11 protein-coding genes are annotated in these 15,170 nt (G+C 67.3%); all 11 read left to right on the plus strand.

What is annotated here, in order from left to right; all coding sequences use genetic code 11:
• Positions 1 to 265: 265 nt before the first annotated feature.
• The 11 genes from ON38_RS00585 to ON38_RS00635 all read left to right on the plus strand — a co-directional run bounded on the left by ON38_RS00585 (position 266) and on the right by ON38_RS00635 (position 14,767).
• A complete protein-coding gene (locus ON38_RS00585; RefSeq protein ID WP_039821483.1) occupies positions 266 to 1,039 on the plus strand; it encodes a MerR family transcriptional regulator in 774 nt (257 codons plus the stop codon).
• A gap of 128 nt (positions 1,040 to 1,167) precedes the next feature.
• Positions 1,168 to 1,854, plus strand: a complete 687-nt coding sequence (locus ON38_RS00590; protein WP_157181623.1) for a hypothetical protein — start codon at positions 1,168 to 1,170, stop codon at positions 1,852 to 1,854.
• Between the two features lie 160 nt (positions 1,855 to 2,014).
• Complete coding sequence (glf, locus tag ON38_RS00595) at positions 2,015 to 3,244, plus strand: UDP-galactopyranose mutase (protein WP_039821475.1); 1,230 nt, start codon at positions 2,015 to 2,017, stop codon at positions 3,242 to 3,244.
• Positions 3,241 to 5,175 (plus strand): glycosyltransferase, encoded by a 1,935-nt coding sequence (locus ON38_RS00600; RefSeq protein ID WP_051164229.1) that lies wholly within the window; start codon positions 3,241 to 3,243, stop codon positions 5,173 to 5,175. The genes glf and ON38_RS00600 overlap by 4 nt, the downstream gene beginning before the upstream one ends.
• Positions 5,176 to 5,180: 5 nt before the next feature.
• On the plus strand, positions 5,181 to 5,756 hold the full coding sequence (locus tag ON38_RS00605) for a phosphatase PAP2 family protein (RefSeq protein ID WP_051164230.1): 576 nt from the start codon (positions 5,181 to 5,183) through the stop codon (positions 5,754 to 5,756).
• Positions 5,749 to 6,675: a decaprenyl-phosphate phosphoribosyltransferase gene (locus ON38_RS00610; protein WP_039821477.1), complete on the plus strand. Its 927-nt coding sequence runs from the start codon at positions 5,749 to 5,751 to the stop codon at positions 6,673 to 6,675. Before ON38_RS00605 ends, ON38_RS00610 begins: the two co-directional genes overlap by 8 nt.
• Positions 6,653 to 8,605: an arabinofuranosyltransferase AftB family protein gene (locus tag ON38_RS00615; RefSeq protein WP_039821479.1), complete on the plus strand. Its 1,953-nt coding sequence runs from the start codon at positions 6,653 to 6,655 to the stop codon at positions 8,603 to 8,605. Before ON38_RS00610 ends, ON38_RS00615 begins: the two co-directional genes overlap by 23 nt.
• A gap of 170 nt (positions 8,606 to 8,775) precedes the next feature.
• A complete protein-coding gene (locus tag ON38_RS00620; RefSeq protein ID WP_083872053.1) occupies positions 8,776 to 9,864 on the plus strand; it encodes an alpha/beta hydrolase in 1,089 nt (362 codons plus the stop codon).
• Positions 9,865 to 10,151: 287 nt separating this feature from the next.
• Positions 10,152 to 11,201, plus strand: coding sequence for an alpha/beta hydrolase (locus ON38_RS00625; RefSeq protein WP_039821482.1), 1,050 nt, complete (start codon positions 10,152 to 10,154; stop codon positions 11,199 to 11,201).
• 440 nt (positions 11,202 to 11,641) lie between these two features.
• Entirely contained in the window at positions 11,642 to 12,661 is a 1,020-nt protein-coding gene (locus tag ON38_RS00630; RefSeq protein ID WP_083872055.1) for an alpha/beta hydrolase, read from the plus strand.
• A 243-nt stretch (positions 12,662 to 12,904) separates the two neighbouring features.
• Positions 12,905 to 14,767 (plus strand): alpha/beta hydrolase-fold protein, encoded by a 1,863-nt coding sequence (locus ON38_RS00635; protein ID WP_083872057.1) that lies wholly within the window; start codon positions 12,905 to 12,907, stop codon positions 14,765 to 14,767.
• Positions 14,768 to 15,170: the final 403 nt, after the last annotated feature.

Genomic DNA, 15,170 nt, shown 5'->3' on the forward strand with positions numbered 1-15,170 from the left:
GGAGTCCGAGACCCGGCCGGCCGGGTCCGGCACGGTCGAAGGCGACCGTCCCGCACCAGTGCCCGGGGCCCAGCGCATCCCGACCAGGATGGAGACCACCGAGGTGTTCTAGCCGCCGACCTACGGCTTGACCTTTACGTAGCGTCAACTTGCAGGCTGGTGGCACAGCATGAGCGGGTCAGGCCCGGAGGCGCAGCGGAGCGTAACCAAGCAGGGCCCCGGTCATGCCCGAAGACACCGACGCGGAACGGAAGAGGTGAAGGTCGTGGGCGCGGGTTCCCGCAACGACGAATGGTCCATCCAGGATCTGGCGAAGGCGGCCGGAACCACCAGCCGCACCCTGCGCCACTACGGGCAGCTGGGGCTGTTGCCGCCCAGCCGGATCGGCGTGAACGGATACCGCTACTACGACGAGCGCTCGCTGGTCCGATTGCAGCGGATCCTGCTGTTGCGCGAACTCGGCGTGGGCCTGCCGGTCATCGGGGAGATCCTCGCCGGGGAGCGTGACGCGGTCGTCGCGCTGCGTGCCCAGCTGGACCTGCTGCGGCAGGAACAGGACCGGATCGACCGCCGGATCGTGTCGGTGCGCACCACATTGGACAAGTTGGAAAGAGGTGAACGACTCGTGGCGGCGGAAGTCTTCGAGGAATTCGATCACACGCAGTACAAGGAGGAAGTCGTCGAACGCTGGGGCAAGGATGCCTACGCGACCGGCGACCGCTGGTGGCGTTCGCTGAGTGCCGCGGAGAAACAGGCATTCCAGCAGGCCCAGCTCGATATCGCCGCGGCCTTCGGCCGGGCGCGCAAGGCCGGGCTCGCGCCGGAAAGCCCCGAGGTCCAGGAGATCACCGCGCGGCACTACGAATGGGTGACCGGCGGTTGGCAGGGCCGCTGCCCCGACGCGCAGGCATTCACCGGACTGGGCGAAATGTATGTCGCCGATGAACGTTTCGGCGCCAACTACGACGTGCACGCGGCAGGTACGGCGGAACTGATCCGGGACGCGATGCGCGTCTACGCCGAGAACAATCTCGCATAGCGGCGGCCGCCGGGCACCCGCACACGAATTCGTGTGCGGGTGCTTCACATTCTCCGGGAATCGGCCCACCGGCGACCGCCGGTGCCGCGCGGTACAGTGCCCGAAAACCGTGACGAGGGGGAGGTCCCGTGAGTTATCCGTATGGTCAGCCGCCACAGCAGCCCGGTCCGCCGTATCAGTCCGCGCCGTATTCGCCGCCGCCCGCCTATCCGGCCCCGCCCGCCCACCAGATGGGTTACGCGCCGGGACCGCAGTACGCCGGCGGCTACGGATATCAGGCGCCGCCCAGCGGTGGCACCGGTATCACCGCCGGGATCCTGGCCCTGCTGGGCGGGGTCGCCAGCGCGTTGTCCGCTGTCGGGATGTTCGTGCTCGCCTCGGCCACCTCGGAGAGTTCACTGACCAACGGCGCCGTTCTGGCCACCGGCGCCCGCCGCCGCACCAGCAGTTCCAGTTCGAGTTCCAGCGGACCCGATATCGATTTCGATTTCGACCTCGCGGGTACCGGTGTGGTGCTGGGCCTCGCGTACAGCATCCTTGCCCTGCTGCTGCTGATCGGCGGCATCCTGCTGCTGCGTCGCAGCAATACCGGGCGTGTGATGGTCATCCTCGGTTGCGTGCTCTCGATCGTGCTGACCGTCGTCGTGGTCGGTGTGGTCGCCGTCGGTGGCGGTATCAGCGTTCTCGGTGCTCCCCTCTTCGCGATCCTCACCCTGGTACTGGCCGCCGTCGCCCCCACCAAGCGCTGGATCGAGGCCGCCCGCGCGCCCGTTCCGGCCGGTGCCTACGGGGCCGCTCCGTACGGCTACCGCTGACAGCGCCGGTAAACGGCACTTTCCCCGCGCCGGAGCCGGGCCGCCCCGGCCCCGGCGCGTGTTTTCCCCGCATACGGTATGAAAGCCGCTCACCTGGCAATACCGCTGACCTTCCGACTCCGACTGGCGCCGGGAAACGCTTCCGATACGCTGGGCTCCCGTGACCGCCGCATCGTCTCCGGGTAACTCAGATAACACCGCACAGTTCGACTTGATCGTGGTCGGCTCCGGCTTCTTCGGGCTGACCGTCGCCGAGCGCAGCGCGAACTTACTGGGCAAGAGAGTCCTCGTACTGGATCGCCGCCCGCATATCGGCGGTAATGCCTATTCGGAACCCGAACCGGAAACCGGTATCGAGATCCACAAATATGGCGCGCATCTGTTCCACACCTCGAACAAACGGGTCTGGGACTATGTCACGCAGTTCACCGAGTTCACCGGCTACCAGCACCGCGTTTTCGCCCTGCACAAAGGTCAGGCGTACCAGTTCCCGATGGGGCTGGGCCTGGTGTCGCAATTCTTCGGCAAGTATTTCACCCCGGACGAGGCGCGCGCGCTGATCGCCGAACAGGCCGCCGAGATCGAGACCAAGGATGCGCAGAACCTCGAGGAAAAGGCCATCTCGCTGATCGGCCGTCCGCTGTACGAGGCGTTCGTCCGCGACTACACCGCCAAACAGTGGCAGACCGACCCCAAGGAACTGCCCGCCGGCAATATCACCCGGCTCCCGGTCCGCTATACGTTCGACAACCGCTACTTCAACGACACCTACGAGGGCCTGCCCAAGGAGGGGTACACGAAGTGGCTGGAGAACATGGCCGCCAGTGACCTGATCGAGGTCCGGGTGGACACCGACTGGTTCGACGTGCGCGACGAGCTGCGCGCGCAGAACCCGGACGCCCCGGTTGTGTACACCGGCCCGCTGGACCGCTACTTCGACTACGCCGAGGGCGAGCTGGGCTGGCGCACCATCGACTTCGAGACCGAGGTGCTGCCCACCGGCGACTTCCAGGGCACCTCGGTGATGAACTACAACGACGCCGATCCGCCCTACACCCGGATCATCGAGCCGCGGCATTTCCATCCGGAACGGGACTACCCGACGGACAAGACGGTCATCATGCGCGAGTACTCGCGTTTCGCCAAGACCGGCGACGAACCGTACTATCCGATCAACACCCCCGAGGACCGGGCCAAACTGACCGCCTACCGCGAGCTGGCCAAGAAGGAGACCGCGGACGCGAAGGTCCTGTTCGGTGGCCGCCTCGGTACCTATCAGTACCTGGACATGCACATGGCCATCGCGAGCGCGCTGAACATGTTCGACAATGTGCTGCGTCCGCACCTGGAGACGGGTGCGCCGCTGGCCGAGGAGAACAACGACGTATGACCTCTGCATCACTGGCGCACCGGGCGTCCGCGACCCGGGCGAAATCGCTGCTGCAACGGGTGATCCTGCCGCGGCCGGGTGAGCCGCTCGATGTGCGCACCCTCTACCTGGAGGAGTCGGCGACCAACGCGCGGCGGGCGCACGCCACCACCCGGACCTCGCTGTCGATCGGCGCGGAGTCCGAGGTCTCGTTCTGCACCTATTTCAACGCGCTGCCGGCCAGCTACTGGCGGCGCTGGAGCACCCTCGGCTCGGTGGTGTTGCGGCTGGAGCTGGCCGGGCACGGCCGTGTCGACCTGTACCGGTCCAAGGCCGACGGTTCCCGTATCCACGTCCAGGGCCGTGAGTTCGCGGTGGCCTCCGGCGCGGAGACGGTGCCGGTGGAGATGGAGGCCGATTTCGGCCCCTTCGAGGACGGCGGCTGGCTCTGGTTCGACATCACCACCGACACCGCGGTCACCTTGGTGTCCGGAGGTTGGTACGCGCCCGTCGAGGCGCCGGGGGAGGGCCGGATCGCGGTCGGTATGCCGACCTTCAACCGGCCCACCGACGCCGTGACGACGTTGAAGGCGCTCGGGGCCGATCCGCTGGTGCTGGCGCAGATCGACGCGGTGATCATTCCCGATCAGGGCACCCGCAAGGTCGTCGACGAACCCGGTTTCGACGAAGCCGCCGCCGTTCTCGGCGACCGGCTGGCCATTCACGATCAGCCGAACCTCGGCGGGTCCGGCGGGTACAGCCGGGTGATGTACGAGGCGCTGAAAACCACCAGCGCCGAATTCATCGTCTACATGGACGACGATATCGAGATCGAACCGGATTCGATCCTGCGCGCGCTGGCGTTCGCCCGCTTCGCGAAATCGCCGGTGCTGGTGGGCGGCCAGATGCTCAATCTGCAGGAGCGCTCGCACCTGCACGTGATGGGCGAGGTCGTCGACCGCAACATCTTCATGTGGTCGGCGGCGCCGAATGTCGAATACGACCACGATTTCGCCAAATACCCGCTGCGTGACCGCGACAATTCGAAACTCCTGCACCGGCGCATCGATGTGGATTTCAACGGCTGGTGGACCTGCGTCATCCCGCGTCAGGTCGCCGAACAACTCGGCCAGCCGCTGCCGCTGTTCCTGAAATGGGACGACGCCGAATACGGATTGCGCGCCCGGGAGGCCGGATATCCGACGGTCACCCTGCCCGGCGCCGCGGTCTGGCATATGGCGTGGAGCGACAAGGACGACGCGATCGACTGGCAGGCGTATTTCCATCTGCGCAATCGCCTGGTCGTCGCCGCCCTGCACCAGCCGGGCAACGGCCGCGCCATGATCGCCAACACGGTCAAGGCGACCCTCAAACACCTGCTCTGCCTGGAGTACTCGACGGTCGCCATCCAGAATCTGGCGATCCGCGATTTCCTGGCCGGTCCGCAGCGTCTGTTCGAACTGCTGCCGAGCGCCCTCGGCGCGGTACACGAACTGCGCAAACAGTATCCGGACGCGGTGATCCTGCCCTCGTCCACCGAGCTACCGCTGGCCAGCGGGATCGGGGTCGGTGCGGTGGGAGAGCCCGCCAACCCGATCGCCAAGATCGTGCGGCTCGGCAAGGGGCTGCTGCACAATCTGCGCCCGGCGCACGAGGAGCACCACGACCGGCCCCAGTTGAACGTGCCCACGCTGGACGCGCGCTGGTTCCTGCTCTCGCAGGTCGACGGGGTCACCGTCACCACCGCCGACGGACGCGGCGTGGTGTACCGCAAGCGTGATCCGCGCCAGGCCTACGGTCTGCTCCGGGAAGCGCTGCGGTTGCGCAAGGAACTCGCCGCCCGGCTGCCGGAGATGCGGCAGCGCTACCGGGCCGCGCACGCGGAACTCACCGGTACGGCCGCGTGGGAGAAGGTTTTCGGGATCGACAGCAGCGAGGAGAGCCAGCGGTGAACGCCATGAATCCGAGCCTGCAGGATTCGGGTACCGGCCGGTCACCGGCGGAAGTCAAGATCCTCGAAGCGGTCCAGGGCGCCATCGCGACCCCGCCGGTGATCTCGGCGGCGCGCGGTATGTCGCATTTCGGCGAGCACGCGCTCGGCTGGGTCGGTATCGCCGCGGTGGGCGCGCTGGTCGACAAACCCAGGCGCCGGCAGTGGGCCGGGGTGGCGGTCGGCGCCGTGGGGGCACACGCGGCCTCCATCGTGATCAAGAGGATCGTCCGCCGGCCCCGCCCGCACGCGCCATCGGTGCAGGTCAACGTATCGACACCGAGCAAGCTGAGCTTCCCCTCCTCGCACGCGACCTCGACAACCGCGGCGGCGGTGCTACTCGGAAAATTGACCGGGCTACCCTTGCCTGCGGTGCTCGTACCGCCGATGTTGCTGTCCAGAGTCGTGCTCGGGGTGCATTACCCCTCCGATGTGCTCGCCGGTTCCGCGCTCGGTGCCGCGTCCGCCGCCGCCCTGCTCGCCGCCGAAAAGAGACTCGACAGTGACCGCACAAGACGAAAAGGCGCTGCCCGCCATGAGTGAAGAGCCCACCGGCGCCGATCTCGCCGAAGCCGAAGTCAAAGGGCCTCCCAAAACGCTGGTCGGTGGCCTGGTCAAGGCAGCTCGTCCGCGCCAGTGGGTGAAGAACGTGCTCGTGCTGGCCGCGCCGATGGCGGCGGGCTCGGTGACCGATCTCGATGTGCTCGCCAATGTGGCCATCGCCTTCGTCGTCTTCTGCATGGCCGCGTCCGGTGTGTACCTGACCAACGACGCGATGGATGTGGAGGCCGACCGGGCCCATCCCACCAAGCGGTTCCGTCCGATCGCCGCCGGTGTGGTCCCGGTGAACCTCGCCTTCGCGCTGTCGGCGGTACTGCTGCTCGGTTCGCTGGCGCTGTCGTTCCTGGCGTCCTGGCAGCTGGCCGTCACGATGGCCGTGTACATCGGGGTGCAGCTGGCCTACTGCTTCGGTCTCAAACACCAGGCGGTCCTGGACATCTGCATCGTGTCCTCGGGCTTCCTGCTGCGTGCGATCGCCGGCGGTGTGGCGGCCGGGATCCCGCTGTCCCAGTGGTTCCTGCTCATCATGGCGTTCGGTTCGCTGTTCATGGCGGCCGGTAAGCGCTACGCCGAGCTACAACTGGCGCTGTCCACCGGTGCCAAGATCCGTAAATCGCTGGAGTACTACACCCCGACCTACCTACGGTTCATCTGGAGCCTGGCCGCCACCGCGGTCGTGGTCTTCTACGGTCTGTGGGCCTTCGAACAGGGCGCGGCCAAGGACACCGAATGGTTCGCCCTCTCGATGATCCCGTTCACCATCGCGATCCTGCGCTACGCCGTGGACGTCGACGGTGGTGAGGCCGGTGAACCAGAGGAGATCGCGTTCGGCGATCGCGTCCTGCAGTTGCTCGCCATCGCCTGGATCGGAGCGGTAGGTGTCGCTGTCTATCTCTTCTGACGAGATTGCGGTAGCCGAAACAGAACAGCCCGACGAGCGCGCCGCCACCGAGCGGCGGCGTTCGCCGGGTCGTTCGGTCTCGCGGGGGGTGTTCGCCTGCGGCATCGCGGTGACCGTCGCGCTGTTCGCGTTCGGTGGCTGGGAACGTCGCTGGATCGCCGACGACGGACTGATCGTATTGCGTACGGTGCGCAATCTGCTGGCCGGCAACGGTCCGGTCTTCAACGCGGGCGAACGGGTGGAGACCAACACCAGTACGGCGTGGACCTATGTCGTCTGGTTCTTCAGCTGGCTCACCCAGGGCCGGTTGGAATACGTGGTGCTCGGGGTCGCGCTGACGCTGTCGCTGCTGGCGGTGCTGTTCGCGATGCTGGGCACCGGAAAACTCTGGGGCCCGGCCTCGTCGACGCTGCTGCTGCCGGCCGGAGCGCTGGCCTATATCTCGGTGCCGCCCGCGCGCGACTATGTGACCTCCGGCCTGGAGAACTGCCTGGTCATCTGCTGGATCGCCCTGCTGTGGCTGCTGCTGGTGCGGTGGAGCAAGGCCGAACAGCCGACGGTGCCCGGGCTGCTGGGCCTGGCCTTCCTGGCCGGTCTGGCACCGTTGATCCGGCCCGAGATGACCGTGGTGGGCGGCCTCGCCCTGCTGCTCATCTTCTTCGCGCCCATGCCGCGGTCGCGGCTGCGGCCGTGGCTGCTGCGCGGCCTTGTGGTGGCGGTTGCCGGCGCGGTTCCGCTGCTCTACCAGATCTGGCGGATGGGCTATTACGGCCTGCCCTACCCGAACACGGCGGTCGCCAAGGACGCGGGCGGGGCGAAATGGGGCCAGGGTTTCACCTACCTGTGGGATCTGGCCGGCCCCTACTACCTCTACGTACCGCTGGTCGTCCTGCTGCTCGCGGGGCTGGTGGCCGCGCGGGCGCATTACGTGCGCCCGGATACCGGTACCGTGGTGGATCCGGCGGCCGGCCGGCTCCGGCAGTTCCGGGAGCGGTTGCGTTCGCCCTCGGCGGTGGTGGCGCTGGTGCTCGGCGCCGCGGTGCTGCTGACGATCTACGCGCTGCGCGTGGGCGGCGATTTCATGCACGGGCGGATGCTGCTGCCGCAGCTGTTCCTGTTCCTGCTGCCGGTTGCGGTGCTTCCGGTGCGGTTGCCCGAGGGCGGTCTGCGGTCGCTGACCCGCCGCGAGGCCCCCACTTTCGCGGTTCTGGTCGTCGCGCTGGTGGGCACGGTGGGGTGGGCGCTGCTGGCGTCGGGTACCACCGCCATCAAAACCGGCACCCACATCAACAAGTCCGGGATCGTGGACGAGCGAATCTACTACGTCCTCAACACCGGTCACGATCACCCCATCCGCGCCGAGGACTACCTCGACTACGCCCGGATGCGCCCCATGGTGGAGGCGATCGAGAACACCCCGGACGGCGGTCTGCTGCTCAATTCCCCGTCGTTCATGATGTGGTACATCGCCCCGCCACCGCTGCCCATTCCGCCGGGCGGGTACGGGCATACGGTCTACTTCCTGAATCTCGGTATGACCAGCATGAACGTCCCACTGGACGTCCGGGTCATCGATCCGATGGGCCTGGCGTACCCCCTGGCCGCGCACACCGATCGGCTCACCGACGGGCGAATCGGGCACGACAAGAGCCTGTACGCGGACTGGGTGATCGTGGAGACCGGCATGGTGGACATCAAGCCCTGGCTGCCCTGGTACATGGACGAGGACTGGGTGAAACAGGCACGGGTGGCGATGTCGTGCCCGGACACCTACGCGCTGCAGCTCTCCTACAAGGGCCCGCTGACTTTCGAACGGTTCAAGCACAATCTGCTGCACGCCCTCGATTTCGCGTCGTACCGCATAGACCGGGTGCCGAAATATGAAATTCAACGCTGTGGTCTCGTAGATCCGATACCACCGGTGCGCTGAACTGCTGTTTCCCCGACAATAGTTCGGCTGTTCCCCGCTTCTTCGCATTCCTGGTGGGCGTGTGAACTGCGGTCGGGTTAAAGTGCTGGCGTCCGGTCCCGGCTCGTCCGGGCCGGGGACCGGTAGTCGTACTGCGCGGCCGTGGGTCGCACGACGGAGGGCGGGAAAACATGCGAGGGGTTATCGGCCGTGATATTCGGAGCGCACGTCCGGGGCGGCGGTGGAGCGGTCGGCTGAAGCGCACGGTGCTGCTGTCGCTGGCGGCCCTGCTCCCGGTCGGCGCCTCGGTGGCCGGGCCCGCGGCTCCGGCATCGGCTCAGTTCGATCCCAGCGGTATCGATTTCTGGGTCGATTCGGAGATGGGGCCGATCAAGTCGCGCGTGTTCCGCGCCGCCGACGGCAACACCGGCCGGGTCGTGTACGCCTTGGACGGGATGCGTGCCCGCGACGATCTCAGCGGCTGGGAGATCGATACCGATGTCGCGCGGGAACTGACCAAGTGGAACATCAACGTGGTCATGCCGGTGGGCGGCCGGTCGAGCTTCTACGCGGACTGGAACGCCCCGAGCGATTTCTTCGGGCTGGGCAGTTCGGGTAGCGCCGGCGGGGCCACCGGTTCGGCGGCCGATTCGGGTTCGGGCCTGGCCTCGGGTTCGGCGGCCGGAGTCGGGCGGACCACCACCTACAAGTGGGAGACCTTCCTGACCCGCGACCTGCGCTGGGCACTGCGCGATCGGCTCGGCTTCAACCCGAACGGCAACGGCGTGTTCGGGCTGTCCATGGGCGGCAGCGCGGCCCTGGCGCTGGCAGCATACCATCCCGATCAGTTCCGCTACGCGGGTTCCTATTCGGGATACCTGAACGTTTCCGCGCCCGGTATGCGTGAGGCGCTGCGCGTGGCCATGCTCGACGCCGGCGGTTTCAATATCGACGCGATGGCGCCGCCGTGGAGCCCGCAGTGGCTGCGGATGGATCCGTTCGTCTTCGCGCCGCAATTGCGCCAGCACAACACCCGGCTGTGGATTTCCGCCGGCAGTGGACTCCCGGCCGCCACCGACGGGCTGAGCTTCGACACGGTGAACGCGATGGGTCTGGAAGCGCTCGCGCTGGCCAACACCCGGGCGTTCCAGGTGCGGATGATGACGCTGGGGGCCACCAACGCCACCTACGACTTCCCGGCGGTCGGCGTGCACAACTGGCGGTATTGGGCGACCGAGGTCTATCGGATGATCCCGGACATGTCGGCGAACATCGGCTGACCCGGCCGGGCGCCGGACCACCCGGCCGGCTTCTTTGCGCGACCGTTGCCAAGGGGTGTTGCCGGCCGGACCGGCGACGACTGCGCGCGCCACGTGGCCACTGACTGTGACCTACGACACTATTTGCGCAACATCAACGCGGGTATAGCCGCCTGGTGCGCCAGGAACAGGTATCCAGATAACGGCTTCCGTCTCCTGATGGGCGCTGTGGTCTATGTATCCGAGATGGGGCCGGTAACGTAGCTAGGTACTTGCTGTCCGGCTGTCCAGGCGAAAGGTCTAGTCGAATGCGAAGTGCGCGCAGGACCGGATCGGTGCGTATCCGGCGGTGGGTACAGCGTTGGGCGATGGGGATGGCGGTGGCACTGCTCGCTCCCCTCGCGGTGGCTCTCTCCGATATCGCTCCCCGCGTCGAGGCGGCACCCAACCCGGCCGGTTTCGACTTCTGGGTCGACTCCCCGGAGATGGGTCCCATCAGGTCGCGGGTCTTCCGCGCCAAGGACGGCAACACCAACCGGGTGGTCTACGCCCTCGACGGTATGCGGGCTCCGGAAACGCACAGCGGCTGGGAGAACGACACCAATGTCGCCAACGCGCTGACCGACTGGAACATCAATGTCGTCATGCCGATCGGCGGTATGTCCAGCTTCTACGCGGATTGGAACGCGCCCAGCTCCTTCCTCGGGCTCCCGCCCACCGGTTCTTCCTCCGGCTCCGGAGCCCTCAACGTGATCTCGGAGGGTCCGGGCAAGAGCTACCGCTACGCCTGGGAGACCTTCATCAATCAGCATCTGCGCTGGGCGCTGCGCGACCGGCTCGGTTTCAACCCGAATCGCAACGGCGTCTTCGGACTCTCGATGGGCGGTAGCGGCGCCCTCGCCCTGGCCGCCTACCACCCCGATCAGTTCAGCTTCGCCGGGTCCTACTCCGGCTACCTCAACGTCTCCGCGCCCGGTATGCGCGAGGCCATCCGGACCGCCATGATCGACGCCGGCGGCTACAACGTGGATTCCATGGCGCCGCCGTGGGGCCCGCAGTGGCTGCGGATGGATCCGTTCGTCTTCGCGCCGCTGCTGCGCGACCACAACACCCGGCTGTGGATTTCGGCCGGCAGTGCGTTGCCCGGGCCCGCCGACGGCTTCACCGGCAACACGATCAACGGTATGGGGCTCGAGGCGCTCGCGCTGGCCAACACCCGGTCGTTCCAGCTGCGGATGATGACCCTCGGCGCGAACAATGTCACCTACTCGTTCCCGGATACCGGTATTCACTCCTGGACCTACTGGGAGGCCGAGGTGTATCGGATGCTTCCCGATTTGTCGGCGAATATCGGATAACGGCAGTTCGGGGTCCCCGTTCGCGGGGCCCCGGACACAGCACGGTGTGCCCGCCCGGAAGCATTCCTTCCGGGCGGGCACACTGCTGTCGATGGGAATTCGTCCGCGGTTCGTATTCCGTTACACAAGCCAGGTCGGAGCGCGATTTCGATAACAGCCGAATATCACGGCCCGCCGAGACATCAACGCGGCGGCAAGGTATCGTCACGGGGCGATCACAGCGGTTCTCGCGGCGGATTTCGGCCATCCGATCAGCACGGCCTTGCTCGGCTCGGCGGGGTCGAATAAAGTCCAGCGAGCACATCTGTGACCAGATCGTTGTAGCGCTGTCGGCCCCGTGGTAGGTCGGGACCCGGCCGCCGGCGCCGCCGAGGAGAAACGGGGTGTTGTCCGCACAGCGGTAGCGACAACGCCACAACAGCAGAAAGAGAGCAGAATTCATGCGTTTCGGCAGGGCAGCCGGCCCGAAGAGAAGTACCGGGCGGTCGCGGGCACCCCGCGGTTGGCGTAACCGGATTCTGGCTATCGGTGCGGCAGTGCTCGCGCTACCCGTCGCGGCAGGTATCGCGGCCCCGACCGCACTGGCTTCGCCCGCGGCACCGGTCAAGCGCGGCGCCTTCGAAGAACTGATGGTTCCGTCCAGCATGGGCCCGATCAAGGTCCAGGTCCAGTGGGCGGCGCGCGGCGGCAATGCCGGGCTCTACCTGCTCGACGGCCTGCGCGCCCGCGACGACCGCAACGCCTGGTCGTTCGAGACCAATGCGCTCCAGCAGTTCGGCAACGACAACATCTCGCTGATCATGCCGGTCGGTGGACAGTCGAGCTTCTACGCCGACTGGTACTCGCCGAGCAACACCAACGGGCAGAAGTTCACCTACAAGTGGGAGACCTTCCTGACCCGGGAACTCCCCGCCTTCCTCGAGGGCCACGGCGTTTCGCGTACCAACAACGCGATCGCGGGCCTGTCCATGGGTGGTAGCGCCGCCCTGGCCCTGGCCGCCTACCACCGCGACCAGTTCCGCTCGGCCGCCGCCTACTCGGGCTACCTGAACATCTCGGCGCCGGGTATGCGCGAAGCCATCCGTATCGCCATGCTGGACGCGGGTCGCTACAACGTCGACTCGATGGCCGCACCGTGGAGCCCGCAGTGGCTGCGTATGGACCCGTTCGTGTTCGCCCCGCAGCTGCGTGGCCTGCCCATGTACATCTCGGCGGCCAGCGGCCTGCCCGGCCCGTACGACAAGCCGGCCGGTGCGGTCGGTGCGTTCAACACCGGTAACGCCATGGCGCTGGAAGCGCTGTCGCTGGTGAACACCCGTGCCTTCCAGGCCCGCCTGAAGACGCTGGGCATCAACGCCCACTTCGACTTCCCGAACGTGGGCACCCACTCGTGGAAGTACTGGGAGGGCCAGCTCTTCGCCTCGCGCAAGATGTTCCTGGATTCCACCAACGGCTGGTGACCGAAGTTACGCATGCAGCATGGGCGAGGGCCCTACGTAGTGACGCTCCGCCACCGCCTCCGAGCCTGACTCGCCCATGCTGATCGGTTGCCGCTGAACCGATAGCTCTTCCCCAACGGCGCCACCTGCTTCGTATCGAAGCAGGTGGCGCCGTTGTCGTAAGCGCTCCACGCGAGTGGAGAACTGGTTTGTCGCCCGCGCGTCCTACCGGGTTTCCGCACGTTACGGCGGTACAAACAGGGGGTGGCAGGGAAGACACGCGCAAACGGGGGGACGACGGCCGGCCGGTCCCGCGGACGCGCCCGGCGGCAGCTGACGGCCTGGGCGGCCGCACTGGTGCTTCCCTTCGCCGTGGCGCAGGCCCCCGCCCTCTCCCAGCCGACCGCGGCTGCCGCGGCCCCTGCCACGATCCGGAATGTGGTCTGGCACACCGACCGCGATGTGGCGCTCTGGGTCGATTCGCCGGCCATGGGCGTCCCGATCCAGGTGCGCCTGCTGCTGGCCCGGGACTGGAACACTCAGCCGGACGCGAAGTTCCCGGTGCTGTACATGCTCGACGGCCTGCGCGCCACCGACGACGAGAACGGCTGGATAAAGGAAGCCGGTGCGGTAGATTTCTATGCCGACAAGAACACGACCGTGGTGCTACCGGTCGGTGGGCAATCGAGTTTCTACTCCGACTGGCTGCGGCCGGACAACGGCAAGAACTACAAATGGGAGACCTTTCTCACCGAGGAACTCCCCCCGCTGCTGGAGAGCCAGTGGCGCGCCACCTCGACCAGGGGAATCGCCGGACTGTCCATGGGCGGAACGGCCGCAATGTTCCTGGCCGCGCGCAATCCCGAGTTCGTGAAATACGCCGCCTCCTATTCAGGTTTTCTCACCACCACCAGCCTCGGTATGCCGCAGGCTATTCGGCTGGCAATGGCCGACGCGGGCGGCTTCGACTCCGGTGCCATGTGGGGGCCTCCCGGAAGCCCGCAGTGGGAAGAACACGATCCACTGCTGCTCGCCGATCGGCTGAAAGGTAAATCCCTCTACATCTCCAGCGGAACGGGGGTCTCGGGCAAACACGACGAGGGCAGCGAAATTCCGGGTGTGAGTACGAATATGTTCGGGATGGGCCTGGAGACGCTGGCCCTGCTGACCTCACAGAACTTCGTGGACAAACTCGGTGAACTGGGAATCCCCGCGACCGTGAACTACCGGGCCGCGGGCACTCACACCTGGCCGTACTGGGATTTCGAAATGCGGCAGTCGTGGCCGCAGGCCGCCGGCGCGCTCGGGGTCCCCGTCGCGAAGCCCCAGTGCGCGGTAGCGGGCGCCATCGGCGCGGTGGCGGACGGCAACGGCTGGCTCGGCGACTGCCTCACCGGCGAATACCAGGTCCAAGGCGGGCTGGCGCAGGATTTCCGCCATGGCCGCGTCTTCTACTCTCCGGACAGTGGCGCGCATCCGGTGGCCGGCCGGATCGGCGGGGGTTACCAGGCGGCGGCCGGCCCGCGCGGTGGTCTCGGTCTGCCGACGGGCGCCGAACAGCCGCTACCGGACGGCCGCGGCCGCTTCCAGCCGTTTCAGCACGGCGCCCTCTACTGGACCCCGGAAACCGGCGCGCAGGTGGTCCGCGGGGCGATCCTCGAGGAATGGGGAAGGCAGGGCTTCGAAGGCGGCCCCGCGCGCTACCCCGTCGGCCCCGAAGTGCGGACGCCGAACCGCGACGGCGCCGTCCAATCCTTCGAAGGCGGCCCCTTCTACTTCAGCCCCGCCACCGGCGCGCATCGAGTCGAAGGGATGATCCTGGCCAAGTACGCCGAACTCGGCTTCGAGAACAGCCGCCTCGGCTTCCCCGCCGCCGCTCAGCTCCCGCTGAAGGACCTCGGCCAGTTCACCCGCTTCGAAAGCGGCAGCATCTATTGGAGCCCCCTCTCCGGCGCGTGGGCGGTCCGCGACGGACCCATCATGGACGCCTGGCGCGAGGCGGGTTACGAGGCCGGACGGATCGGCTTCCCCATCAGCGACGAATTCCCGATCCCCGGCGGCGTACAGCAGAACTTCCAGCGCGGTTTCATCACCGTCCAGGACAACCGCCCCGAAGTCCACGGCTGATCGGCCGACGCCGAGTGAGACGCGTCACCCGGTGAACGCCGTGCCCACGGAGCCGCCCGCTCACCGCACCATCCGTCCGCCCGAACCGGCCGATCGCACCCCCGCCCCCCGGGCAGTCCAGCGGCGTTTCCGGGTCTAGTACTACCCTCGGGGGTCGCGGCCCGGGGTAACCCGCCGGGCCGGGACGCACACCCGACCGTCAACCCAGTGGTTCGGCGGCCCCATTCGAGCGGCCGTGAACCCGCGCATCGTTGCGCCGGAACACAGGATGGAATGTATGTATCGGACCCGAGGCCCACTGCTCGCGGTGGTGGCGGCGGTGGCGGCCGCCGGACTGCTCGCCGGCTGCGGCAACGACGATTCGACCGCGACCAGCACCCCGACGCTGTCGACCCCGGCCGGC

Origin of the sequence: Nocardia testacea NBRC 100365 (assembly GCF_000308775.1) — a bacterium.
Classification (GTDB): Bacteria; Actinomycetota; Actinomycetes; order Mycobacteriales; family Mycobacteriaceae; genus Nocardia; species Nocardia testacea.